This window comes from Paenibacillus sp. CMM36 (genome assembly GCF_053570945.1).
Genome location: NZ_JBSEDY010000004.1, coordinates 254,428 through 279,390 on the forward strand (window position 1 = coordinate 254,428; position 24,963 = coordinate 279,390).

At 45.9% G+C, this 24,963-nt stretch carries 21 protein-coding genes and 1 pseudogene; 6 read left to right on the forward strand and 16 right to left on the reverse strand.

From position 1 onward, the window contains the following. Positions 1-46: 46 nt before the first annotated feature. Positions 47-1,564, reverse strand: a complete 1,518-nt coding sequence (locus tag ACWA2B_RS11220) for a carboxypeptidase M32 (RefSeq protein WP_449292219.1) — start codon at positions 1,562-1,564, stop codon at positions 47-49. A gap of 173 nt (positions 1,565-1,737) precedes the next feature. On the opposite strand from ACWA2B_RS11220, the gene ACWA2B_RS11225 reads away from it, so the two are divergent. From ACWA2B_RS11225 to ACWA2B_RS11240, 4 genes are all read left to right on the forward strand, one after another. Further along, entirely contained in the window at positions 1,738-2,301 is a 564-nt protein-coding gene (locus tag ACWA2B_RS11225) for a beta-class carbonic anhydrase (protein ID WP_029518130.1), read from the forward strand. Positions 2,302-2,551: 250 nt separating this feature from the next. Beyond that, the gene (locus ACWA2B_RS11230; RefSeq protein WP_013310597.1) at positions 2,552-3,124 is read left to right on the forward strand and encodes a PadR family transcriptional regulator; all 573 of its coding nucleotides are present in this window, start codon (positions 2,552-2,554) and stop codon (positions 3,122-3,124) included. 154 nt (positions 3,125-3,278) lie between these two features. Then, entirely contained in the window at positions 3,279-3,734 is a 456-nt protein-coding gene (locus ACWA2B_RS11235) for a hypothetical protein (RefSeq protein ID WP_069010626.1), read from the forward strand. A 3-nt stretch (positions 3,735-3,737) separates the two neighbouring features. Beyond that, the gene (locus ACWA2B_RS11240; RefSeq protein WP_039271218.1) at positions 3,738-4,016 is read left to right on the forward strand and encodes a YxcD family protein; all 279 of its coding nucleotides are present in this window, start codon (positions 3,738-3,740) and stop codon (positions 4,014-4,016) included. Between the two features lie 160 nt (positions 4,017-4,176). Here the strand turns inward: ACWA2B_RS11240 and ACWA2B_RS11245 are convergent, their stop codons facing one another. The 10 genes from ACWA2B_RS11245 to ACWA2B_RS11290 form a co-directional block, all read right to left on the reverse strand. After that, the gene (locus ACWA2B_RS11245) at positions 4,177-5,091 is read right to left on the reverse strand and encodes an STM4011 family radical SAM protein (protein ID WP_449292220.1); all 915 of its coding nucleotides are present in this window, start codon (positions 5,089-5,091) and stop codon (positions 4,177-4,179) included. Beyond that, positions 5,088-6,506, reverse strand: a complete 1,419-nt coding sequence (locus ACWA2B_RS11250; RefSeq protein WP_342424948.1) for an STM4012 family radical SAM protein — start codon at positions 6,504-6,506, stop codon at positions 5,088-5,090. Before ACWA2B_RS11250 ends, ACWA2B_RS11245 begins: the two co-directional genes overlap by 4 nt. Before the next feature lie 69 nt (positions 6,507-6,575). After that, complete coding sequence (locus tag ACWA2B_RS11255; RefSeq protein ID WP_069010631.1) at positions 6,576-7,358, reverse strand: STM4013/SEN3800 family hydrolase; 783 nt, start codon at positions 7,356-7,358, stop codon at positions 6,576-6,578. Continuing rightward, complete coding sequence (locus ACWA2B_RS11260) at positions 7,351-8,691, reverse strand: STM4014 family protein (protein WP_449292221.1); 1,341 nt, start codon at positions 8,689-8,691, stop codon at positions 7,351-7,353. Before ACWA2B_RS11260 ends, ACWA2B_RS11255 begins: the two co-directional genes overlap by 8 nt. Positions 8,692-8,758: 67 nt before the next feature. Further along, positions 8,759-9,601 carry an STM4015 family protein gene (locus tag ACWA2B_RS11265; protein ID WP_039271210.1) on the reverse strand — a complete coding sequence of 281 codons (843 nt, stop codon included), beginning with the start codon at positions 9,599-9,601 and terminating at the stop codon, positions 8,759-8,761. Positions 9,602-9,824: 223 nt separating this feature from the next. Further along, positions 9,825-11,291, reverse strand: a complete 1,467-nt coding sequence (locus ACWA2B_RS11270; RefSeq protein ID WP_449292222.1) for an efflux RND transporter periplasmic adaptor subunit — start codon at positions 11,289-11,291, stop codon at positions 9,825-9,827. Between the two features lie 68 nt (positions 11,292-11,359). Beyond that, a complete protein-coding gene (locus tag ACWA2B_RS11275) occupies positions 11,360-12,877 on the reverse strand; it encodes a DHA2 family efflux MFS transporter permease subunit (RefSeq protein ID WP_061831583.1) in 1,518 nt (505 codons plus the stop codon). A 15-nt stretch (positions 12,878-12,892) separates the two neighbouring features. Continuing rightward, positions 12,893-13,546 carry an HlyD family secretion protein gene (locus ACWA2B_RS11280; protein ID WP_069010635.1) on the reverse strand — a complete coding sequence of 218 codons (654 nt, stop codon included), beginning with the start codon at positions 13,544-13,546 and terminating at the stop codon, positions 12,893-12,895. A gap of 357 nt (positions 13,547-13,903) precedes the next feature. After that, positions 13,904-14,716, reverse strand: coding sequence for a hypothetical protein (locus ACWA2B_RS11285; RefSeq protein WP_039271204.1), 813 nt, complete (start codon positions 14,714-14,716; stop codon positions 13,904-13,906). 20 nt (positions 14,717-14,736) lie between these two features. Then, complete coding sequence (locus tag ACWA2B_RS11290) at positions 14,737-15,195, reverse strand: flavodoxin (RefSeq protein ID WP_039271202.1); 459 nt, start codon at positions 15,193-15,195, stop codon at positions 14,737-14,739. 496 nt (positions 15,196-15,691) lie between these two features. On the opposite strand from ACWA2B_RS11290, the gene ACWA2B_RS11295 reads away from it, so the two are divergent. Together ACWA2B_RS11295 and ACWA2B_RS11300 are read left to right on the forward strand one after the other, a co-directional pair. Next, entirely contained in the window at positions 15,692-16,555 is an 864-nt protein-coding gene (locus ACWA2B_RS11295) for a class I SAM-dependent methyltransferase (RefSeq protein WP_028540694.1), read from the forward strand. Positions 16,556-16,564: 9 nt separating this feature from the next. Continuing rightward, the gene (locus ACWA2B_RS11300) at positions 16,565-17,311 is read left to right on the forward strand and encodes an RluA family pseudouridine synthase (RefSeq protein WP_341039455.1); all 747 of its coding nucleotides are present in this window, start codon (positions 16,565-16,567) and stop codon (positions 17,309-17,311) included. Positions 17,312-17,447: 136 nt separating this feature from the next. Here ACWA2B_RS11300 and ACWA2B_RS11305 read toward each other — a convergent pair. From ACWA2B_RS11305 to parE, 5 genes and pseudogenes are all read right to left on the reverse strand, one after another. Then, positions 17,448-18,949: pseudogene (locus ACWA2B_RS11305) on the reverse strand (DHA2 family efflux MFS transporter permease subunit). Continuing rightward, positions 18,933-19,418: a MarR family winged helix-turn-helix transcriptional regulator gene (locus tag ACWA2B_RS11310; protein ID WP_341039457.1), complete on the reverse strand. Its 486-nt coding sequence runs from the start codon at positions 19,416-19,418 to the stop codon at positions 18,933-18,935. The pseudogene ACWA2B_RS11305 and the gene ACWA2B_RS11310 overlap by 17 nt, the downstream one beginning before the upstream one ends. A gap of 263 nt (positions 19,419-19,681) precedes the next feature. Beyond that, the gene (locus ACWA2B_RS11315; RefSeq protein WP_341039458.1) at positions 19,682-20,152 is read right to left on the reverse strand and encodes a MarR family winged helix-turn-helix transcriptional regulator; all 471 of its coding nucleotides are present in this window, start codon (positions 20,150-20,152) and stop codon (positions 19,682-19,684) included. 275 nt (positions 20,153-20,427) lie between these two features. Next, positions 20,428-22,890, reverse strand: coding sequence for a DNA gyrase subunit A (gene gyrA, locus ACWA2B_RS11320; protein WP_341039460.1), 2,463 nt, complete (start codon positions 22,888-22,890; stop codon positions 20,428-20,430). A 22-nt stretch (positions 22,891-22,912) separates the two neighbouring features. Next, a complete protein-coding gene (gene parE, locus ACWA2B_RS11325) occupies positions 22,913-24,892 on the reverse strand; it encodes a DNA topoisomerase IV subunit B (protein ID WP_013310617.1) in 1,980 nt (659 codons plus the stop codon). Positions 24,893-24,963: the final 71 nt, after the last annotated feature.

Consider the following 24,963-nt stretch of genomic DNA (forward strand, 5'->3'; position numbering starts at 1 on the left):
AAAAAAACCACGTTCGCCCGGGAACGTGGGGAAGATGGCATATGATTTACAGCTTGTATATGGAGGTATATTTCTCTTCCAGGTAGTCGGCGAGATAATCCGGGTTCAGATCTTCACCTGTAATGGCTACAATCAACTCGGAAGGCGTCCGGCTCTTGCCGTAACGGTAAATACGTTCGGTCAGCCATTGCTTGATCGGCTCAAGTTCTCCAGCAGCGATTAATTCATCTAGATTTGGTAACTCTTTGCGTAATGTCGCCAAAATTTGTGCTGCATACATATTGCCAAGCGAGTAGGAAGCAAAATAGCCAAAATCACCACCGGACCAGTGAACGTCTTGAAGTACGCCCAGTCCATCATTCGGTGGAAGTAACCCTAGGTATTCCTTATATTTCGCATTCCACACCTCAGGGAGACGCTTCACATCCAGGTTTTCATTAAACAACATTTTTTCAATTTCATAACGGATAATGATATGTAAATTATATGTTAGCTCATCCGCTTCAATACGAATCAGTGAATTTTCCACACGGTTGACTGCCCGATAGAATTGATCTGCCGTAACCTTTGCCAAGCGATCAGGAAAATGCTTTTGCAAATCATCGTAATACCGATCCCAGAAAGCACGACTGCGTCCGATTTTATTTTCCCACAAGCGGGACTGGGATTCATGAATCCCCATAGAGGTTCCTCCCGACAGTAGTGATCCTGCTAGCTCAGGAGCAATATTTTGTTCGTACAGCGCATGGCCTCCTTCATGCAACGAGCTGAAAATAGCACTAGTTACATCATCTTGCAGATAATGTGTTGTTATACGCACATCACCTGGATTTAATCCTGTTGCGAAAGGATGTACGCTCTCATCCAAGCGACCTGCGTCAAAGTCATACCCCATCTGACCTAATATGAACAGGCTGAACTTCTCCTGCTGCTTCACATCAAACACACCATCTAAAAAGCTCTTATCCGGCTGGTTCGGTGAAGCCTGAATTTTAGACAATAGTGGCACAAGGCGCTTTTTGAGACGATCAAACACAGCATCCAGTTTTTCAACCGTCATCCCCGGCTCATATTGATCCAAAAGCGTGTCATACTCTGTATCCTTAATCCCCCAGTAGCCGATAAATTCACGCTTCATGTCTACGATTTTAGACAAGTAGGGTTCAAATCCGACAAAATCGCTATGTTCCTTTGCGTCCTCCCACTTGCTCTCTGCCTGCGCTGCGAGAATGCTATAATCCCGGTATCGGTCTGCCGGAACCGAACGATTCAGGTCATAATTTTTACGGCATTCCTCCACCAATCTGCGATCATTGTCTTCCAGTTGCTCCAGCTTATCTACTGTGGCAAAAAATTGCAGCAATTGTCCCATTTCATCCGAGATCATCAGCTTGAACATTTCAGTGGACAGCATACCCAACGTCTCCGACCGAATGTCAACACCCTTGCGCGGAGCACCAGTTCGTAAATCCCAGTGCAGCAGACCTACTGCTTCGCCATAACTACTGATTTTGTGTGAAAGCTCCTTTAAAGCCGTCAATTGATCCAACGTCTGTTGCGCCATACTTGAGGTCACCTCTTTAACTTAAAATGGATAAAACTTTACAATACCTATACTTGATGATACTTATATTAAAAAGTATAATCAACACACAACATGTACGACCAGCTCCTAAGACCTAAAATAAACGTTGGGCTGTACATATCAAACTTAAATAGAATCTGGAGGGAACAATCGTGAATCACATCAAAGAAATTTTAGAGTACAATCGTGTTTTCGTAGAAAACAAAGAATACGAGGCCTATAGAACGGGCAAGTTCCCCAATAAAAAAATGGTCATTATCACTTGTATGGATACACGGCTAACGGAGTTACTCCCGAAAGCCATGAACCTGCGCAACGGTGATGTGAAAATCATCAAAAATGCGGGTGCTATTATTTCACAGCCCTTTGGAAGTGTAATGCGCAGTGTGCTAGTCGCCCTGTATGAGCTGGGAGCAGACGAAGTCGTCGTTGTAGGTCATTATGAGTGCGGCATGGCTGCATTAAATGCAGACCACATGGTCAATGAAATGCTCGATCGCGGAATTTCTCAGGAAGTGCTGAATACATTAGAAAATTCAGGAATTAAGCTAAATAAATGGTTAAAAGGTTTTGACAACATTGAAGAAGGGGTAAGAACTACCGTGAAGCTTATTAAAAATCACCCGCTTCTCCCTCCTAATGCCCCCGTTCACGGCATGGTTATTCATCCAGATACAGGAGCGTTAACACTTCTCGTTGATGGAAATGAACAGTAAATAGGATACGCTTCGGCAGAAGGTTACCAGGTAGTTTAAGCTCGTACATACGAGCTTAAACTACCCTTTTTTATGAAAAAAAGCACATATACGTGGAGAATGACAAGAGTCAATTTTGGCTAACCTGTGAACGACCTGACTGAAAGTTGTCAAACCATACAGTTTCAGTGTACACTTTTCATGAAGCTGCAGAATAGCTGCCGCAGTGCTGTTACAACCGTTACTATGATGGATGAAGGAGATAAGATCTATGAATTTACTATCGTATGGTCTGTTGGGGCTTCTCGCAAGAGAGGAATCCTCCGGCTATGATCTGATGTTGCGTATCCAGCCTTTTTGGCAGGCCAAGCACAGTCAGATCTATCCGCTACTGGCCCGTATGGAGAGCAAGGAACTGCTAGCCTCCCGTTGGATTCAGCAGTCCGACAAGCCTGATAAGAAAATGTATACCATTACCGACAAGGGAATCCATATGCTTCAGCAATGGTCCCAGGAAGCGTTAGCTGCTCCGGTTACACGGGATGAATTAAGTCTTCGACTGTTCTGTCTTTGGTTAACGGACAAAAGTAGTGCCAATCGTATGCTGGAGGAACGCAAACGTCATTTTATTCAGAAAATCCAGCATCTTGAGGATATCCTGAACGATATTCCTGCAGAGAATTTACATTTTGGCAGTAAGAACTTTGGTGACTATATTTTAGTACAAAAAGGACTTTTGAATGCTAAAGCAGGTCTGGAATGGTGCCAAATGGTTCTGCGTATGCTGCTTGCCGGTGATGTCAGTGCTGACACTAATCCGTTTTCACTTAAGCCGCAAAGCTGAATGTTTTAGCCAATCCATGCATAGGATTTATGGGACGTTATTATTTAATTTTTTAAAAATTAAAATTCTTTGAAACCCTTTTCCATGCCATTCGTATTACTGGTAAGCGGTTGTTTGACCTATAAACAAATTTACTAAGGGGGATTATATTTACATGAAAAAAACATTCACTTTGAAAAATATGATGATGCTGATGATGGCTTTTACCCTACTCATTGCTATGATCGCACCATCTACAGCTGACGCAAGGCGAGGCGGCGGGTTTAAATCCGGACCTAAATCATACCAATCTACACCAAGCAAGGCGAATGACAGCAATGGAATTAATAAGTCAGATAGCGGAGCCAAGTCAGGGGCAACTGCTGGTAATACAAGCAGAACCGGTGGATTCCTTGGCGGTGGCGGCGGATTTCTGAAAGGTATGATGCTGGGCGGTTTGGCAGGTATGCTCTTCGGCGGATTGTTCGGCAACATGGGCGCATTGGGCAGCTTGCTTGGCCTTGCCGTTAACGTTCTGGCCATTTACGTCCTGATCATGATCGGAGTAGGTATCTACCGTGCTATTAAAAATCGTCGCAGACCAGATGATTCCCGTGGAGGACGTTACTAAGCTATGATTTTGAGTATGGATGAGATTGTCAACGCTATTTGCTTGCATATGGCTGAACGTAAAGGTGTCCAGCCCACGGATGTGACAGTAGAACTAAGCTGGGAAGAGGATACAGGTTATTCAGCAGAAGTCCATGTACAGGGCCGCAGTCAATATCTGGTGGAAGCCAATATGATTGAAGCCATTCTGAGATACCTATATTCCGAATACAATATTCGTGCCTATCGCGAACAAATCAGATTGGATCTGGATGAAGAAATTACTGCTATCATCCAAACTTGATTATATCGCATAGAACAGTCGTATAGAGTTATTGTCGTATAGAGTTATTATAAAACAAATGAACCGACCTTTGCTTGATGGCAAGGGTCGGTTTTTTGTTGATCGTTTCTCTAATAGATCAAGGTGCTATAGTATTACATTTAGATGTGGACACCCCTTGTTATATGGATTCATTATCTCTATGAACAGCCTGTCTGCTAAATGATGGAACCGGAGATACCTGTACTTGCGGCACTCTTTCGAGTAAGCCACTACCGTACATTTCCTGAAATGGCTGCTCTTCCATATGAATATAGCCGATATAGCAGCCGCATTCTTCCATCCGGCACGGACGTTTGCCATTCAGACCCTCAAGACCATCCCTATATAAGTGTCCAAGTACCCGTCGATCCTGATAGCAGTGTTTTACTCTTCCGTCACCCTGGACATAAAATACATCTTCACCGGCGCGACATGCCCGTCCCCGACTGCTATAATCCTTTAAATTCCATTGAAAATAGGGGTCGATCGCAGTTAATTCAGTGACTTCAGCATCTGTATAATAATGGGGTCGATCCTTGTAGGCGTTGACCCACAAATAAACATCCCTTGGAAGTTGCGATCTTAAGGAACGAATAGCTGGGAAGGCTTGTCTTAACCCGACGGTACCGACACTATAGGAAATACCAAGTTCATATAACTTCATAGCCTGCGATATAAAAACTTGCTCTTTCGTCTCTCCAGGGTGATATGTAGCCCACAGCGCAGCAGTCTCCGGGTTCAGTTCTTTCGTCCAATCCAGCTTCGTCGAGAGATTCGTCTGTACCGCCACTTTTTCCACATGCGCCATGTGGGAAAACTCAATCATGGTCTTGCGATACCAGGAATGAATCAAGGCTTCTCCATACGGATTAAAAAAAATAGAGAGACGATGCCCCAAAACGCCCTGTTCCCGTACCCAATCAGCAAAACGTTCCAACTGGACCCGATCCTTGTTCAACGTTTCCCGACTATCAACGTTTTTACTGAACGGGCAATAAGGGCAAGCATAGTTACACGAGGTCAACGAACCACGATAATATAAGGTCGCTCTCATGCGCCTACATATCCTTCCATACGCTCACGTACTGACGTGGAGATCATCCAGTCCCCAATCGCATCGGAATAGGCCATTCCTTCCTCTGTAAGTCGCAGCGTGCCCTCCTCGACGACAGCCATACCGGATTCCAGCAGCAACGACATTCCTGTAAAATCGTCCGACAGGGATACACCGAAGCGCTCTGCATAGGCTGATAGCTCCAAACCTTCCCGATGAAGAAGCGCCTTTAAGATAAAGCGTCGCTTACTCTCATCCACATTTAAAATAAAGCCGTAGTCAGCCAGATCATGACGTTCCGCAGCAACATAATCTGCGATAATGCTACGGGTAGCTGCTGCACTAACCCCATAACGGCTGGCATAGTGGACATTGCGTGTATAGGAGCGTGCACCACACCCCAGACCAGCCATACCTTCCTCCTGGCAACTGTAGGGCAAAAGCTCTTTGCTGGATATACCATCATTTTTTGCAAAACGGCGCATGGAGTATTGTACATATCCTGCTTGTTTGAGCCGTTCGCGCGCCACTTCATACAAGCTAAGGCGAATATCATGATCCAGCCCGGTATAGCCTGGCTTTAAAATCGTATTTTCTCGAATATATAACGGATAAAGAAATATTTCTCCTGGCGAGTAAGACAGGGCTTCCTCTAAAGAATACAGCCAGGTTTCCACCGTTTGACCAGGCAAGCCATAGATCAGATCTACGTTCAGCAAAGGAAAGTTGTATTCCACCAGCCGCTCAAGTGCTTCTCTAACAAGTTTGGGCTTCTGAGGTCGGTATATGGCGGCACTTTCTGATTCCACAAAGCTCTGAATTCCCATACTGACACGATCTGTCCCGCGGCGCTTGAGCACCTCCAACCTGTCTTCAGTCACAGTATCGGGAGAGGTCTCCACCGAAATAGAAGCTCGCTTAGGGTCCAGTCCCATAATATTTTCCGCAATGTCAAACAAGCGCTCCACCAAAGGAGCCTCCAGTAAGGTCGGTGTACCGCCGCCGATCGCAAAACGTGAAAAAGGTCGACGCCCCATAATGGGTGTCCATTGCTTGGCTTGTCTTTCTAGTGCATCCACATACTCCTTATGTACATCCAGACGCTTGTCCGGCAAAGTGAACAGGTTACAAAACCCACAGCGAGCCGCGCAAAATGGAATATGCATATACAAAAAATAGCTTTCTAACTCCTCCTTCTCCCACAACTCCTGTAATGAGAGTGGTGTATCAAACGGACGATAGGCCGTTTTATGCGGGTAAGAGTACAGATAGGAGCGGTAAGGAGCTTCACGGATTGTGCTTGCCCATTCAGCAGGAGTTTCAGGCCACTGAAACCTAGACGGTGCTAAGTTTGTGTCTATCTCCAGGGCTGGCGCATCCGCTGGATGCGAGTGATTCAGATTTATGGCTTTCATTTCTGCTCCTTCCTCACGCTGGATTGATTTCTTGATATTTTACCAGTGCAATCTATACTTCTATTTGCTCTATAAAATAAATTCGCGGTAAGGCACATTCCAGACTACCTCATGCGCCAGACGATGTCCTTCATAGCCGTCTTCCCCATAAGCTGTACCATGATCGGAAAAAACCATGCAAAACGTCTTGCCCCGATTTCGCAAAGCATCAAACAAACGTCCAAGTTCACCATCCACATACCGCAAGGCTGCCCGTTGAGACTCCACTGAATCTTTGGCTGCGCCCTTCACAAAATAATGATTAGGCCCATGGATCGCTGATACATTCAGAAATAAAAACAAGCGCTGTGACGGGTCTGCATTTTCCAACAGTTTCAGAGCATGATTCACCTGATTCTCCGTCGAACGGGGGTTGGTAACACCAAAGTTCATACGCCAGTAGCTTTCTTGGAAATATCCAGGCAGCACCTTGGCAAGCTTATTTTTCTTTGTGAAAAAAATAACGCCGCCGATACAGATGGTCCGATAACCTTCACCCTCTAGCCCGGACACAATATCCGGGGCATCGAACAGCCACGTATGTGAATGCGTACGCAATCCCGTATCCTTGGTGTGGAACAGACGAATATGTGAAGTCTTATCTGTATTCGCTGGAGTCGGCAAAAATCCGCCAAAAAAAGCATGATGTGCAGCATAGGTAAAGCTACCCGGTGTATGGCGTTTTTCCCACGACCCGGAGCCGCACAAATTCGGACAGTTCTCTTCTTCCAGCTTTGCTACGTCATAACGCAGAGTATCAAGCGTAATCATGACAATATCATGAGAGCCGACAATTTGATTCATATCAGTCATATCTGTTTTTCCTTTCCGTACCCACGCTCCTATTAGCGAGGTGCTGCATTTCCCATTCATACGGATTCCAACCCTGATGCTCAACCCGGTACAGCAAATCACCGAACGGATTAACATCCAACACATAGGGATGACCACCATGAGCCGGAACCAGCACATCCAGTCCAGCAACCATGGAGGCTGGAAAAACACTCATAGCAGCTTTCGCCGTAAGCTGGACCGATTCCACCGTATTCTGCGGTAATCCGGCTTCCTTCAGCGAGAGCCGCTCATTACGCAAATGCAAATTCGTAATAGGGCTGTGGCTCAAACGTAAAACCGCATGGCAAGCTTCTGATCCGCACACGAGTTGGCGCACATCATAAACACGCCCATTCAAGGTCGCTTTGGGAATCCAGCGCTCCACATGTACCCCTTCCAGGCATAGCCAGTTAAGGATAGCATGAATGTCCTGCTTATCCATATAACGACGCAATCGTCCGGCATTATAATACACGCGCTGTCCGTGTATGATTTCCGTTCCAATCGTGGTCACTGCCAGTTCCGCGTGTGTGTGGGGATGTACCTGATAGGCCATGACACCAGAAGCACCGGACCCACAAAATATTTTCACAAATACGCGGTGAAACCCGCTCTCCTTCATTGCCGTGTGCAGATCGACAACATCACGAAATGCACCACCTGAAGATGCAAGCACTGGTGGAACCCTTATATCTGCCTTGCCTAAATCGGCGCTACAACGCCGTTTGTCGAACATCACGGCAACTTCCGCCGGGTCGTTCATCCAGTGTGACGAGGGCCAGAGCAGAGCCACTTCATCCCGTAGCCAGGCCAGCAGACGGCAATAGCCCCGGAACCATTGTGCCGGGTGCCAAATACGACCGTGCTGCTCCTGCAGACATCGCGCTTCTGCCGCCGATATACCTGTGCCTTGTGTCCATTCCGGACATGGCAACAGAGAATCGTCTCCCTCAGCATCCGGAGCGCCCAAAGCAATCAACTCTCGCTCTACCTCAAAGCTTTCGCCCGGTGCATCTAGGCGAAGCAGCGGGCCACTGTCCATCTGCCCCGCCAGTAACTGATCAATGCTCTCTTGCACAAAGGAACTGCCATTCACGCTATCTTGCGTAGCTCGTGCAGCTATTCGCAACATCAGCTCGCTCAGACCTTGTTTCTGCCGAATAGCTTCCAGCACATTCTTATAGGAAACCTCCAGAGCGGGCGGAAGCATTAATCTGCTTCTCGCCTCCTGCAGCCCAGTAGTTCGACGATTTCCCGGATTACCGAACAAGATAAACGGCTCGCTGACATTACAGTCTGACATCCTAACCATAGAGCCGCCTCACTTTAGATCAATTTAATTTTGAAAACAGTCCGTTTTAGAAATCCATTTGTACAAATTACTCAGTCAGTGATGGATAGCGCCAATCATCTTCCTCATCCGCTTCTTGTTGATCTTCCACGTTCACAGATAGACCTGAGCTTTTCCAACGTTGCATCATTTCACTAGACATATAATGATAGCTCAAATCCAGATGCTTCAGCCCTTTTATACTTTCACTAGCCAGTAGCGCTTCTGCACCTTTATCAGACAACGTACCTTGTGAGAGATCCAGCACTTCCAATTGTCCAATCACAGGGGCATTAGCTGCTGCAATAGCAATTTCATCCTGTATTTCACTATCTTTGAGTCCCAAGTATGTAAGTTTGGGAAAAGGATTGCTGTCTAAAAACGGCAAAACATCTTTCAGGCTACCGTCAAAGCCATAGTTCTCGACACCCAAATACAGTTCCAACTTGCGCAGTTCAGGCAGTTCAGCATTACGTATTTGCTCAAGAACGCTCACAGGCAGACCACCACAGATAATAACCAATTCTTGAAGATGGTTATGACGAAGCGGCTCCAAGCTCAGGTCCTGGCTACCTTTGATATGAAAGGACTCCAATGCTGGAAACGCTTCTAACAATGGGGACAGATTCGTCTGGTTAATCCAGGAAACCTCACACTCATCGTATTCCATATCACCAATAAACAGTTTGCGTATCTTAGGGAATTGATCTTTGAGTTTCACTAACACTGGGATAAAATCCTCTGGTGAACTTTCATAGGCGCCGCCCCAATCTCCAATGATGAGATCTGTAACTTGCGCGCTCTCCGGCTTGGCTGCCAGTTCCTCAATAGATTTAGCCATCGTTTGGCCATTCTCATAAGCTTCATAATCCACTACCAATTTCACTTCCATCTTACAATTCCTCCGATCGCTTGTCTGAGATCTCGTAAACTATCTATTTCCAATTTAGTCTATCCTATTCTACCAATGTTCGTCAAAAATAGTCCCATATCGACATTAATCCTATGTAAAATTTGCTGAATGAAATAAAAACAAGACAGCCCGCTAAGCAGGCTGTCTTTGCATATTCATAATAAACTTCTACTATTATATAGTACGTAAGTTTAGAGCCTAATTATTGGCTAATTGTAATCGGTGAGTTATCGGACAGCAATGCCAGATTATTCACGATCACATTCTCCTCATTGCTCAAGCCACTGGTAACGAGTGTTTGTGAACCTGCCGTCTGAACAGTCTTCACTTCCTTACGTTTCGCATGGTCTCCGTTTACAACATATACATATTCTTTACCTTGATCCTTTTGAACTGCCGCAGTAGGAACCACAATTCCTTCTTGTGCATTGGCAGCGACAAAGCTGATATCAGCCAACATGCCGGATTTCAGTTTCGTGTCTGGATTCGCTACTGAGATTTTTACAGGATAGCCTTTTCCACTTGCATCCAACGGGCTTACATTTTTAACTGTACCTGTTGTTACAATGTTGGAAGCTGCAACACGAACCTGTACCTTGTCACCTGCTTTTACATTGTTGATCTGCTCCGCTGGAACATAGATCAATGTATTGACCGTACTCAGATTAGCGATGACCAGCGCAGGAGACTGAGCGGATACCATTTCGCCCACTTCTGCATTTTTCGTGCCCACAATACCATTGATCGGTGATGTAACAACGGTGTCATCCAATGCATCCTGAGCAATGTTCACATTCAGCTGAGCCTGCTTAAGAGATTGTTGGCTGGACTCGATAACCGCAGTATTTTGAGATACTTTGAGCTGATTTTGCGCATTACTGTAACCGCTATTTGCATTACTGTAGCTATTTTTTGCTGAATCATAGCTGTTGCGAGCTGTAGTTAGAGCCTTCTGCGCAGCTACCAGCTGATCTTGCGCGTTAGCCTGCGCATTTTGTGCATTATTGTAAGCCGCTTCCGCATTCACGACTGCTGTTTTGGCTTGTTCTAATTGAGCTTGGGTGCTCGCACCTGCATCAAATAGACTTTGTGTACGTGTTACATTCTTCTGTGCATCTGCCAAAGCTTGCTGCGTTTGTTTCACCGTATTGGCTGCCGAGGAGACACCATGTGTTGCTTGTTCTACGGCTGTAGTGGCTTGATTAATAGCTCCCTGTGCCTGATTGATTGCACTTTGGGATTGAATCACGCCACTCTTGGACTGCACTAAGCCCGAGTTTGCCTGAACCATCGTAGATTCGTGGGATGCTTGAGCGGTGCTTACTCCGGCTGCTGCCGCAGCTGCTGCGGCGCGGGCTTTCGCAACATTATTCCGCATGTCCTTATCATCAAGCTTGAACAGTACTTGACCCTTTTTAACCTCGGAGCCAATATCCACAGGCAGTTCAACCACTTTACCGCCCACTTTAGGCACGATGTTCACCGTCTCCGATGGTGTAACCGTTCCTGTATAAATATTCCCCTGTCCGATAATTCCCTGCTGTGCTTGGCTGATTTTAACCGGAACGACCATATCCTGAGCCGCCCCGCTATTACTGGAGCAGCCTGCCAGCACTGCGCCGCCGAGCACTAAAGCCACTAATGTACTTTCTACTCTCAATATTTTCATGATAATTCCCTTTCTTTCTGTCCGTGGAAATAATGTAAGCCATCCAGTCGTATTTTATAATTCCTTGATTAAGCTTCCGGCTGTGTCTTTGCTTTCTTCCTCTGAATAAACAAAAAGATTAGTGGAATCGTGCAAAACAGCGGTATGGATGAAATGAGGAACGTATCCCCAATCCCTCTTGATGTGGCATCTAGTGTGATTAAACTACTTATGGATGACATCCATGAGCTGCCCAATGTCGCTTGTAGCGTATGAGCCGAGTCTGGTGTAATGGACTCCGAAATTTGCTGGGCATGAGCAGCCGAACGGCTTTGCATAATGGCGGTTAGCACTGCAATCGCCATAGATGCAGCTACAGTACGTACCAGATTGGATGCTGTAGATGCATTGGCTACCTTGCTCGGATGAACGGCATTCATACCGACCGTGGATAATGGCATCATGCAAATACCAATTCCCAGACCCCGTAATGCCATTACGGTTTCCAACCAGGCATGCGAAGTATCTGGCGTAAGCTGGTGAAGATGATAGGTCATAAAGCTGGTTAGCGTCAGGCCCACAAGCCCCAAAGGCACAATTCCGAACTTATCGAACAGCTTCCCGGCAATAGGCATCATAGCCGCCATGGCAATGGCCTGTGGAATGAGGATAATACCAGTATCAATCGGTGACACACGCTGGATATTTTGCAAAAACAACGGTGTTAGGAACGTTCCTCCGTACATCCCCATCATGACCAGACTAGAGGCAATAACACTAATCGTATACTTTGAATTCTTGAATAATGAGATTTCAATTACAGCATTATCCTTGCCGCTTTCTACATAGATCAGAAAAACAAGTGCCCAGAAAGCAATAAACAGCAGGGATACAATTCCAAAAGAAGTCCAGCCATCACGCTGGCCGTTGGTCAATGCGTACAAGAGTGTTCCGGCACAAGTTGCGGCCAGCAAAAAGCCCGGTAGATCAAACGGCTTCGGCTCTACTTTAGGCGGCTCTTTGATTAGAAGAATAACCATTAAAATTGCAAATAAAGCAACCGGCACACTGACAATAAACAAGAACCGCCAGTTAAACCACTCAATCAAATATCCGCTAAGCGTAGGCCCTACAGCCGGCGCTGCCATTGCGGCGATCCCCCATATACCAAGGGACATACCGATTTGTTCACGCGGCATAATTTTGTAAATAATCGTCATACTCAGCGGCATAATAACACCACCGCCCAGACCAGCCAGCACCCGTGCTGCGATCAGGGAAGAATCACTCCATGCAAAAATACATATTCCCGTTCCCAGCGAAAATACGCTGAGCGCTAGAATCAAAAACTTTTTGTATCCGAGGCGCTGCTCCATATATCCGGTAATCGGTACGATTACACCAGATGCAAGCGTGTAACCTGTAATAACCCACTGAATACGTGTCGTCGTAGATCCTAAATCCGTCGTCAATCTAGGAATGGCGACATTGATCAGACTGTTGTTCAGAATGGCGACAAAGGCGCCTAAAACGATAGCGAAAAAGGCAAGCCAGCGTTCTTTGGAAGAATCTGTCGAAGGAGCAGCAGCAATATCATTGGCAGCCACATGGACCCCTCCTTTTTAAGGTGTATGAATTTTTACTTCCACGTTCGTTCCAGGAATAAGCTTCAGATCCTTCGGCTTGTTCACAGCAATCTCTACAGGCACACGCTGAGTCACCTTGTTAAAATTACCACTTGTGTTTACTGCAGGAACGAGTGAGAACACGGCGTTGGAGGCTTCGCCTACTTTACGAACTTTACCCTGAATCACCTGGTCCCCTGCTGCATCAAGCGTAATGTCAACAAGCTGTCCTGGTTTAATGCGGTTAATGTCATTTTCTTCAATATTCGTGGATACATACAAGCTGTTCATATCCACCATAGTTGCAACAGCACTACCCGGCGATCCGATTTCATGCTCTTTCGAATAAATCTTAATGACAGTTCCATTGATCGGCGCGCGCAGTACGGACTTGCTGATCATGCTCGCATCCAGCCCCGATACATCCTGCTCGGCAATCGGTTCATTACGCTGAACAACATCTCCTTCTTCCACATCAATGTGGCTTATTTCTCCGGAGATTTGCGGCATTACCTTATATTGATCGGCTTGAATGCGCGCATCGTCACTTTTAACAAAGTGTGTTGCTTGATACCAATAATAGTAGCCAATAGCTCCACCGCTCAGAACGAGCAGTACAATGAGGATTGGCAATACAGTTTTCTTACTCACTTCTTCCACCCCTGTTGTCCAAAAAATTTTTATTATTCAACGCTAATATTTTAAAATTGAAATATTAGGCCATTAAACCAAATGGAGAACGTAAATAAACACATGGCAACGTGCCATGCAAAAGACAGGACTTATTTTATGTACATAGGACAATCTGATCCATGGTCCACAAACCGTCTTTTATATTTAAATATTTTCATATAACTATTGTACATTGAAATATTATAGATATATTTATCTATTCAGGCAACATAAATTTTCAGTTTTTTCATAATTTTTTTTCATAAAAAAGAACCTTGTTTCCAAGGCTCTTTCACGAAAAGGGATAGTTTACAATTAAAGGGTTACACAATAATGTTAAGAGAAAGGCGTAGGTACAGCTAACCGTTGTTTGCAGTTTTTCGCCTCCTGCCCTTCCTTCGTGTTCTTATTCATTCTGTTTCCCTGAGAAACTTGCTTCCCTATGCACCCTCCGCAACGGCAGCGTTCTGTCGTGCCATGTACATCCTCTTTGGAATCCCGTAATAGCCGTACGTAATCCAGAGATTGCTGTAAAGAAACAGGTCCCGGAATGAAACGGACCTTCTTGCCTTCCAGCAGGCAGTATACCTCAATAAGCTGAGGAAGAGCTCCAAATGCATAATAACAAAATACATTTGTCATATGTTGGAATGTACTAATAACGTTAGGATTATAGTCAACGATGTACTTTTGAATGAGCAGGGAATCTGTTTCTGCTGATAGTTGCCAAGCAGCCTGAACAATAAGTGAAATATTGACCTCTAACTCAGGCACGGACGTACAAAATTGTTCATACAGCATCACAGGCATCATCAAGTCATTATTTAAGCCACAAATTTTTGACAACTCACCTGACACTTTATTTTTGACATCCCAATAATGGAACAAAGATTCAAAGCTGTCTGACTGCTTGGGCCACCATTTCTCCAGCACATACTGGACAGGGACTTCCCGCCGTACCTTTACTTCCATTCCAAAGTATTCGTTGAGCGCATGCCCTACTGCATATTGAACCCGTTGCCGCCAATTCCAGCCCTCACGCCCTCTTTTCCTCTGTGATTGACGGATTGGCTGTGGAGTTCTCCACATCTCCTCCAGCTGATAGTCGTGCAGAAGAGGAAAGCCGCTTAAGCTATCGCTATTGCGCATACCTATCCCTCACTCTCTTCTCAGGACACTTCAATACCAGCCTGTGCAAATTGTCTTCCGTAAGCTCGGCAATTCTCCTTATCATCATCCAATGGATTGAATTCAATCTTCAGACTCTCTTGAATGACCGATGCGCCGCGTTCTTTGACTTTTTCCTCTACCAAGTCCACTGCACCACAGAATTGCGTATAGGATGTATCTCCACTACCAAATACTGCCGTCTTTTTACCAGACAGATCAAGTTCGTCTAGTTCCTCGTAAAAATCCAAAAATTCATCAGGAAGCTCACCATCTCCCCATGTATATACACCCAGCAGGAACCCGTCATATGCGAGCAGTTCTTGCGCGCTGCAATCATACGAAGCCTTCAACTCAGCCTCATGTCCTGCCTGACGGACGCCCTCGGCGATCAATTCCGCAATTTCCTCTGTATTACCGGTCAAACTGGCATAAGTAATCATGATTTTACCCAAGTTCATCCCTCACCTTTATTTGAAATATGGGATGCTTTCACTCCCTGTTACTCAAATAATATTTGATAATGATTCTCATTGTCAAATGTTAATTTCAAAAACTAGGTTTAATCTTGGGGAAATATACGCAAAACAGCCGCATGACATGCGGCTGCTGGCTGAAAACCTATGGATAAGCAAATTAATTAGAGGCCTGTTTAATGAAGTAGAATTTCAGCTGTGTTGATAAAAAAATATTATGTACGTACAATTCATTCCATTTTCATTATTATAATAAAAAACGGATGGTTGTACGTACAAGTGGGATTGGCTTCATTTTAATATGGAAGCGCTATAATTACAAGTATATCCGAGAAAAAATATTTTAGACCAAGTGACTACTTACTTATTTATGTAATCATTCGATTGTTGCTGTGGTTTGTTGTACAATAGACTCCATATGGGGATTTCTGTGCAGCTTGCTGCCTGAATCCTGAATTGACTGCTGAAGGATGGATTGTACATGTATGTAGCACAAGAATGGAAAGACTATGAAGTAATGGATACAGGCGGTGGTGAAAAACTAGAACGTTGGGGTGATATTGTCCTGCGTCGTCCCGATCCGCAAATCATATGGCCTTTGGCCCAGGAAACAGCCGAGTGGCGTAATGTTCATGGACATTACCACCGTAGTTCCTCCGGTGGTGGCAATTGGGACATGAAAAAACCTATCCCTGAGCGCTGGACCATTAGCTATGGACCGCTTAAATTCCACATTAAACCGACCAGCTTTAAGCATACTGGTCTTTTCCCAGAGCAAGCAGCAAACTGGAGCTGGATGATGGATAAAATCAAAGGTGCAGGCAGACCCATTTCTGTACTGAACCTGTTTGCATACACGGGAGGAGCCACTACTGCTGCTGCGTATGCTGGAGCCAGTGTGGTTCACGTGGATGCCGCCAAAGGCATGGTACAGTGGGCAAAGGAAAACGTTCAATTGTCCGGTCTGGCTGACCGTCCGGTACGTTTCATTACGGACGACGTATTCAAGTTCGTGCAACGAGAACAACGTCGGGGCAACCGTTATGATGCCATTATTATGGACCCTCCTTCTTACGGGCGCGGACCGAACGGAGAAACTTGGAAGCTTGAAGAAAGCTTATACCCGTTTCTCGAATCCTGCATGAGCATCATTTCAGATCAACCGCTGTTCATGCTCATTAACTCCTATACTACAGGTATTTCGCCTACTGTATTGCGCAACATGCTGAGCATGACAATGCAACAAAAGTACGGCGGCCAAATTAGCGCTGGTGAAATCGGATTGCCGATCACACGCTCGGGATTGAATTTGCCTTGTGGTATTCTCGGACGCTGGGAGGCTTAAATTCCTCTTATGACTCAAAATGAACTTACTTGGCATGAACATGCACAGTCGAACATCCCTGTCCTATATGAGGACAATCATGTTTTGGCGGTTGTAAAGCCTGTCAATGTTCCAACGCAAGAGGATGCCAGTGGTGATCCTGATCTGTTGTCTTTACTCAAGGAAGATTTAAAAATTAGACACAATAAGCCTGGTAACGTTTTTTTGGGTTTAGTTCACAGACTGGATCGGCCTGTAGGTGGAGCCATGATTTTTGCTAAGACGTCCAAAGCTGCTTCTCGCCTGTCAGAGTCGGTTCGAAGTCGTCATTTTCACAAACTGTATACAGCCGTTCTGAATGGCGTTCCTACGGCCCCGCAAGGCCGTCTGACCCATTACCTGCTAAAGGATAGTCGAACCAACACGGTTCAAACGGTTCGGCCTGGCACGGCTGGTGCGAAGGAAGCCATTTTGGAGTATCGCGTAATCGGACAAGCAGATGGACTCAGTCTCGTGCAGATTAAGTTGCACACCGGACGCTCACACCAAATTCGTGTGCAAATGCAGGCGATCGGCTGTCCCCTCTACGGTGACCAAAAATATGGGGGTAATCTGAGTCGGCCCGGTCAACAGCTGGCGCTTTGGTCCTTACTCGCTGGAGCACCGCATCCGGTTAGCAAGGACGATATGAGATTTCATTCGCTACCTCCTGTCCAATTTCCATGGAATGAATGGCCCAGGTCGCTTTATGAGAACATGATTACGTCTGAAATTTGAACCGAAAAGCCCTGCTCTATCTGGATATCTACATCCTCAATCCCCATTTGCACAAAGAACCTGTAACGCATGTGAACAAACATGCATTGCAGGTTCTTTTTTTCAGAAAATTAAATTAATGCGTCATCTCATCCTTTTATGACGAGGAAGCCACGGACTGCCCCTTCTTGCTGTTTACCAGCTGTTGACGGGAATGGGCGTTTTTTGCATTCGTATTTTTGATAAAAAACGCTAAATCAGAGCGGCCACACTCAACACTGTTGCAATGATAAAAGCCGAGTTAATCCCATAAATTGTAGCTTGATTGCCTGCAGCCAGCATCCCCGCTTTATCCGTCACGGTTAGTCCCTCAGATGTAACAATCGACGTCAAACGGTTGCTGCTTTGTGTGGACATCACCGTCACCAGAATTGCCGTCCCAATCGAGCCGGAAATCATACGCAGCGTGTTACTCATCGCCGTACCATGTGCATTCAATCGTTGCGGAAGCTGATTCAACCCTGCCGTTTGGATCGGCATCATCAGTAACGACATCCCGAACATCCGCAGCGTATAATTAATTAACAGTGTCATATAGGTGGTTGTTTCGGTCAACCGTGTAAATTCCCAAGTTGTTATAGCCATGATCAGCAAGCCAATTACAGACAACCAACGTGCTCCGATTCGGTCAAAAATAGCCCCCGTTACAGGAGACATGAGCCCCATCAGAATCGCTCCCGGTAACATTAGCATACCGGACTGCAGCGGTGTAAACCCCCGAATATTTTGCAAATAAATCGGAAGCAATATCATACCGGCGTACAAAGCCATCGTCACAATCACATTAATGATTGTCGTCAAGCTGTACACATCGTATTTAAAGATACGGAACTCCAGCATAGGCTCCTCTACCTTCAGCTGGCGGATAATAAACAAAATAAGCGAAATTGTCCCCACGATAAGCGTAGACAGGACCGGAATACTTCCCCAACCTGATGTTCCTGCATCACTAAAGCCGTATAACAGTCCACCGAAACCGAGCGTAGACAAAATGATGCCAGGAATGTCCAACTTAGGCTTGGACTGCTCCGTTACATTTTTCAGAAAAATAAATCCGATCACAATCGAAATTACTGAAATCGGTAGGATGATCCAGAACAATACCCGCCAGTCATAATGCTGTACTATATAACCGGATAAGGTAGGCCCAATGGCTGGAGCAAAACCCATCGCAATCCCCAAGGTTCCCATCGCTCGGCCACGACGCTCTATTGGGTAGATGTTCAAGATAACGACCATCATTAATGGCATCATGATACCTGCTCCAGCGGCCTGAATAAGCCGACCGATCAGCAATATGCTGAAGCCTGGCGCTATAGCACATAACAGCGTGCCTATTGAAAAAATAGTCATCGCACTAATAAACAATTTACGAGTGGAGAAACGGGCAATCAGGAACGCGGTCACCGGGATCAGTACCCCATTCACGAGCATAAAGCCCGTGCTAAGCCACTGAGCTATATTTGCATCTATATTCAGATCACTCATCATTTTCGGTAAAGCCACACTGATCAACGTCTGATTTAATATCGCTACAATCGCGCCAATCAACAGAGCGGCCACAATGGGTGCTCTGCGTACATTACCTGGTAGTGTCATTTGAGGACTGCTCAAGTTGATTCATTCCCTTCGGTGTTAATTTCATGATCATTTGTTTATGGATATCCAGGACCATCTCTAGCTGCTCCCTCGGGATGTCCAGAATGGGCAAGACGCGCTCCATCCACATGGCGTCTACTTTTTCCATGATATCTTTTCCTTCTGGCGTAAGCGTCAGCACTAAGGATCTACGGTCATGCTCATGCCGCCCGCGAGCAATATATCCCGCCTTAGTCAAGCGGTCAACCACCCCACTCATAGAGCTGCTTCCCACATGTGCTATGTCTGCCAGCTCGGATAACCCGATGTTGGGACGTTTATTTAGAATTGCCAAAGCCATATGCTGAATGGCCGTCAGATCCATATGCTGCTCCTCATTCCAGAAGGCATAAAATATCGTTTTGTTAACCTCTCTTATCGATTGAATAATCCGGTACACCTCAAGTCTATCTTCCTCTCTGTCACTCACTGGAACCATCCTTCTTTCTAATCCCCAATTCACAATCCATATACATAAACTAGCAACTTTTTGCATGCGAAATGTTATTTATTTATAACTATTATTTTATCATCTCTTATGTAAATGTCAACATTCACCCAAATACCACCTATACTTCAACACAAAAAAGGCGCGGTATGAATACCACGATAGGTATTTCATCCGCGCACTCCTAATTTCCTTAAAATGATAATCTGCTGCGTACAGCTACTTTCATGCATCCACCATTCTAGTTATTCTGCTCGTTCTATTTGTTCCTTTACTCCCTCAGCCTCACGTGTCATTACTGAAGTTTTCGCCTTAGTTGTAATTTTCCCCAACAAATAAACCAGCAAATTTTGATTGTGCTGAGAAATACGGTTTAGTGCAGAACCCAGAAAATCATCCCGGATTCGCAATCCACGCTCTACTTCTTCTCTCCCTTGATCCGAGATAACAATCCATACAATTCTACGGTCCTTTACATCTCTGAAACGGGTGACCAGTCGATTCCGCTCCATCCGATCCAGCAGCATCGTAACCGCGGCTGGTGTGGTGGCGAGATATGGGATTAGTTGAGACGGTTTCATGCGGCCGTATTCGTTCAAAACCTCCAGCACTGTAAGTTGAGCTTCCGTTAGTGATGGAGCCAGCTGCTGCTCCATATGAACTTTATAATCCTTAGCCATTCTGGACCAGATTTTCGCAAATTCAGTCGTTTGCATTTTGCCTCACTCCTTTAAATAACAGGGTCAGTAAAAGCATCAAAGTTAACGTATGGGCCACCGTCCGGATTGTATTTCATCACATTAAATTTTCGCCATTCTGCCCCGGTTTCCTGCCGTTTTTGGAGCAAGAAATGAAAAGGGGAAGGAAGTCTCACCTCGGTTTTGAAGGCTGGTCAGGGTTCGACACCATGACGGCAAAAAGGTCCTCATTCGTGCCGGAATGGCACGAGAGGACCTCTCTTTTTCGAGCTAAAAAGCGCTTGACTTTCCCATTATTCTATGGACTGTGAAGCTTGCGGCTCACTACGCAGCAGCACATTCACAATTTCGTCCTTCTTCTCCGCTGGAGCCAGCAACTTGCCTGTATCCTTTCGGTCGGTCAAAGGAGCCTTTTCCGAAAGGAAGGACATCGTTTGTCCTTCTGCTGTGATTGCAAATAATTGAACAGCTTCACGGCAATAGAAAGCTGCCACGATTCGAGTTCCATTCGAACGTACTCGTTTGCCTTCCTTGAACTCAAAGGTGGTGATACCTTTGCCGCCTCTTCCCTGTGTAGGATAGTCCAACAGAAGCGTACGCTTACCATAACCAGACTCGGTCAGCACCAACACTTCTCCTTCATCCTCTTCTACCCACAACGCCGCGATAATTTCATCGCCTTCCGCCAGCTGTATACCTTTGACACCAGCCGAGACGCGGCCCATCGCATTAACCTCTTGCTCCTTGAAGCGTATACTCATTCCCGCGCGGGTAATCAGCATAATATCCCGGGTACCCTCGCTTAACGTTACCGATAATACCTCATCGTCCCCTGCTACTTTGCAGGCGGCTACGGCACTAGAACGTTTTGTAGCATATTCTTTCAATTCTGTACGCTTTACTTGGCCCTTCTTGGTTACAAATACCAGGCTTTTGCCGATTTCCTCAATGTTTTTGAGCGGAATAACACTTACGATACGATCTTCCTTCGATAACGGAATGACGTTGACAATTGGAGTGCCCGGCTCTTTCCACTTATACTCTGGCACCTGATGTACAGGCAATAAAAAGTATTGTCCGCGCTGAGTGAAGACGAGCAATACATCCAGCGTATTCACATCAAGTAATTGGGTAACGTAATCCCCTTCTTTAACACCGGAACTTGAACGTTCCCCGCCTGAACGAGTGAATGACAACATACTTGTACGTTTCACATAGCCATCTTTCGAGAGTGTCAGCAACACATCCTCTGCTCCTACCATGACTTCCAGGTTTACCTTAATCTCTTCTACCTCGCCCTGGATATCTGAACGACGGTCAATGCCGTACTTTTCGCGAATTTCCAACAGTTCCTTGCGAATCAGGCTGATCAGCTTACGGTCACTTTCCAGAATAGAACGATATTGCGCGATTTTTTTCTGGATGTCACCCAGTTCTTTTTCAAGCGTGGTGATTTCCAGATTGGTGAGACGGTACAACTGCAAAGTCAAAATAGAATCAGCCTGACGTTCGCTAAAACCAAACATCCATTGCAAATTATTTTGCGCGTCCTGGCGGTTTTTGGAAGCTTTAATGGCTGCGATGACCTCATCCAGAATGTTCAGTGCTTTGACCAAACCTTCTAGCACATGGGCACGATCCTCTGCCTTTTCCAGTTCATACTGGATACGGTGAGTGACAACTTCGCGTTGATGGGCGATATACGCTTCCAAAATGGACTTCAGTCCAAGCTGATGTGGCGCCTTGTTCACAATGGCTACCATGTTGAAGTTATATGCCACCTGTAGGTCGGTTTTTTTTAGCAAATAAGCTAAAATTCCTTCTGCATCGGCTTCCTTCTTCAGCTCCACAACGATGCGCAAACCATTTCGTCCACTCTCGTCACGAACCTCGGCAATTCCTTCCACTTTTTTCTCCAAACGGATATTTTCCATGGCGGTTACGAGCCTTGATTTGACGATCTGGTATGGGATTTCGGTAATGACCAGCTGCTGCTTACCTCCGCGCAAGGACTGAATTTCCGTTTTGGAACGAATATAAATGCGTCCTTTTCCCGTACGGTAAGCGTCCTTGATGCCTTCGCCACCCATAATGAGTCCACCAGTCGGGAAATCAGGACCTTTAATAAAGGTCATAATCTCTTCCAACTCAATCTCCGGCTTTTCCATCACAGCAATGCTGGCATCAATAACTTCGCGTAAACTATGCGTAGGGATCTCTGTCGCAAATCCCGCCGAGATTCCACTGGAACCGTTCACCAATAAATTTGGATAACGAGACGGCAACACAACAGGCTCTTTGGCCGAGTTATCAAAATTGTCCTTGAACAAAACCGTACGCTTTTCAATATCGCGTAGCATTTCCATTGCGATCGGAGACAAGCGAGCCTCCGTGTAACGCATAGCTGCTGCCGGATCATCATCCTGGGACCCCCAGTTACCGTGACCGTCCACCAGCACGTGACTCATTTTCCAGGGCTGTGCCATCCGTACCATGCCGTCGTAAATCGACGAATCACCGTGGGGGTGGTAATTACCCATTACGTCCCCAACGGTTTTGGCCGATTTACGATATGCTTTATCCGGCGTATTGCCCGAGTCGTACATTGCATAAAGAATCCGACGTTGTACGGGTTTTAATCCGTCCCGTACATCGGGTATCGCCCGATCCTGAATAATATATTTGGAATATCGGCCAAAGCGGTCACCGACCACTTCCTCCAGAAAAGCTGGCAAAAACTGCTCCGATAAGCTCATGTATACACCTCTTTTGATAGCACTACTCTACGTATTCCGTGAAATCTACGTTTTCCACGATCCAGCGTTTGCGCGGATCCACCTTATCACCCATCAAAGTGGACACCCTACGTTCAGCCTTGGCTGCATCCTCTATCTGAACGCGTAACAAGGTGCGTGAATCGGGATTCATCGTTGTTTCCCATAACTGATCAGGGTTCATTTCCCCAAGTCCTTTATAGCGCTGAAGCTCAAAATTCCGTCCAAATTCTTTTAAATAATTATCAAGCTGCTCGTCAGTCCAAGCATAACGCACCGTTTCGAGCTTACCCGACTTTCGAGTTATTTTATACAATGGCGGTTGAGCAATAAATATGCGTCCTGCATCAATAAGCTCTTTCATGTACCGATAAAAGAACGTCAACAACAGCACTTGAATGTGCGCACCATCTGTATCTGCATCGGTCATAATGATGATTTTGGAATAATTGCTGTCTTCCAGCGAAAACTCTGTTCCTACCCCCGCACCAATAGCTGCTGTAATAGCACGGTACTCATCATTCTTCATAATATCCGCCAGTTTGGATTTCTCCGGATTCATCGGCTTACCCTTTAGCGGTAAGATGGCCTGAATTTTGGAATCCCGTCCCTGCTTGGCTGATCCTCCAGCCGAATCGCCTTCCACAATAAACAACTCATTACGTGTAAAATCCTTGGACTGCGCAGGCGACAGTTTACCATTCAAATTGGAACTTTCACTGCGCTTTTTACCGGAACGCATCTCATCCCGAGCTTTACGTGCAGCTTCACGCGCTCTGGATGCTTGAACTGCCTTCTTGATCAAAGTTTGTGCTATCTGCGGATTTTCTTCCAAAAAACGCTGCATCTGCTCAGATACGATGGCATCCACTGTACTCCGTGCCGAAGCGCTACCCAGCTGATCCTTTGTCTGACCGACAAATTCAACCTCAGCCATCTTGACACTGATTACAGCCATCATGCCCTCACGTAGATCGTTGCCCTCCAAGTTTTTATCCTTTTCTTTCAACATCACCGTTTTGCGCGCATAGTCGTTCATGACACGAGTGTAAGCGGTTTTGAATCCCGTTTCATGCGTACCTCCGCCACGTGTCGGAATGGAGTTAACGAACGAAGCAATCGTCTCTGTATAACCCGCATTGTACTGGATGGCAATCTCTACTTCAATGTCTTCTTTCTCGGCATTAAAGTGAATAACGTCATGCAGCACATCCTTGCCCTCATTCAGAAAAGCAACAAACTGACTTGCGCCACCCTCATAAAAATACTCATCTGACTTTCCGCTGCGTTCGTCTTTAAGTTGAATACGAAGGCCCGAATTTAGAAAAGCAATCTCCTGAAGGCGTTCAGCCAACGTATCGTAGTTAAAATGAATGCCTGCTTGAAAAACACGAATATCCGGTTTAAAAGTAATTTTCGAGCCCGTCTTGTTAGTATTGCCCAGCACTTCAAGGCCTGTGGTCGGTTCCCCGACATGCTCCACGCCCTTCTTGTCCTGCCAATATTCAAACCGCTGACGGTGAATCTTGCCGTCCCGGTAAATTTCTACTTCAAGCCATTCCGAAAGAGCGTTCGTTACAGATGCACCTACACCGTGCAGACCCCCGGACTTTTTATATCCCGAACCGCCAAACTTACCTCCGGCGTGCAAAATGGTGAATACAACCTGAGGCGTAGGAATTCCCGTTTTGTGCATTCCCGTAGGAATACCGCGCCCGTTGTCTGATACCGTAATGGAACCGTCCTTATGCATTGTAATATCAATGCGAGAGCAAAACTTGGCGAGATGTTCATCCACCGCGTTGTCTACAATTTCCCATACCAAATGATGCAGCCCCGAAGAACTGGTGCTCCCGATGTACATGCCCGGCCGTTTGCGAACTGCCACAAGCCCTTCGAGCACTTGAATGTCGTCCGCGCCATATTCTGAAGCTCCGCTTTGTGTGCCGGACACTCCCGCAGACAAGTCGATTTTGTCGACCATTCATGCTCCCCCTTTGTCTAATCGTAACCGTGTTTTGCCTTATTCTTGATGATTTTCACCAAAAATGCAAA

What these genes read in the sequence shown, in the direction of transcription:
- ACWA2B_RS11240 (WP_039271218.1), top strand. Translation starts at nt 3,738, where the DNA reads ATGATTTTGAGTATGGATGAGATTGTCAACGCTATTTGCTTGCATATG.
- ACWA2B_RS11250 (WP_342424948.1), bottom strand. Translation starts at nt 6,506, where the DNA reads ATGAAAGCCATAAATCTGAATCACTCGCATCCAGCGGATGCGCCAGCC.
- ACWA2B_RS11255 (WP_069010631.1), bottom strand. Translation starts at nt 7,358, where the DNA reads ATGACTGATATGAATCAAATTGTCGGCTCTCATGATATTGTCATGATT.
- ACWA2B_RS11235 (WP_069010626.1), top strand. Translation starts at nt 3,279, where the DNA reads ATGAAAAAAACATTCACTTTGAAAAATATGATGATGCTGATGATGGCT.
- ACWA2B_RS11270 (WP_449292222.1), bottom strand. Translation starts at nt 11,291, where the DNA reads ATGAAAATATTGAGAGTAGAAAGTACATTAGTGGCTTTAGTGCTCGGC.
- ACWA2B_RS11260 (WP_449292221.1), bottom strand. Translation starts at nt 8,691, where the DNA reads ATGGTTAGGATGTCAGACTGTAATGTCAGCGAGCCGTTTATCTTGTTC.
- ACWA2B_RS11265 (WP_039271210.1), bottom strand. Translation starts at nt 9,601, where the DNA reads ATGGAAGTGAAATTGGTAGTGGATTATGAAGCTTATGAGAATGGCCAA.
- ACWA2B_RS11300 (WP_341039455.1), top strand. Translation starts at nt 16,565, where the DNA reads ATGACTCAAAATGAACTTACTTGGCATGAACATGCACAGTCGAACATC.
- ACWA2B_RS11290 (WP_039271202.1), bottom strand. Translation starts at nt 15,195, where the DNA reads ATGAACTTGGGTAAAATCATGATTACTTATGCCAGTTTGACCGGTAAT.
- ACWA2B_RS11285 (WP_039271204.1), bottom strand. Translation starts at nt 14,716, where the DNA reads ATGCGCAATAGCGATAGCTTAAGCGGCTTTCCTCTTCTGCACGACTAT.
- gyrA (WP_341039460.1), bottom strand. Translation starts at nt 22,890, where the DNA reads ATGAGCTTATCGGAGCAGTTTTTGCCAGCTTTTCTGGAGGAAGTGGTC.
- ACWA2B_RS11230 (WP_013310597.1), top strand. Translation starts at nt 2,552, where the DNA reads ATGAATTTACTATCGTATGGTCTGTTGGGGCTTCTCGCAAGAGAGGAA.
- ACWA2B_RS11295 (WP_028540694.1), top strand. Translation starts at nt 15,692, where the DNA reads ATGTATGTAGCACAAGAATGGAAAGACTATGAAGTAATGGATACAGGC.
- ACWA2B_RS11315 (WP_341039458.1), bottom strand. Translation starts at nt 20,152, where the DNA reads ATGCAAACGACTGAATTTGCGAAAATCTGGTCCAGAATGGCTAAGGAT.
- ACWA2B_RS11245 (WP_449292220.1), bottom strand. Translation starts at nt 5,091, where the DNA reads ATGAGAGCGACCTTATATTATCGTGGTTCGTTGACCTCGTGTAACTAT.
- ACWA2B_RS11220 (WP_449292219.1), bottom strand. Translation starts at nt 1,564, where the DNA reads ATGGCGCAACAGACGTTGGATCAATTGACGGCTTTAAAGGAGCTTTCA.
- parE (WP_013310617.1), bottom strand. Translation starts at nt 24,892, where the DNA reads ATGGTCGACAAAATCGACTTGTCTGCGGGAGTGTCCGGCACACAAAGC.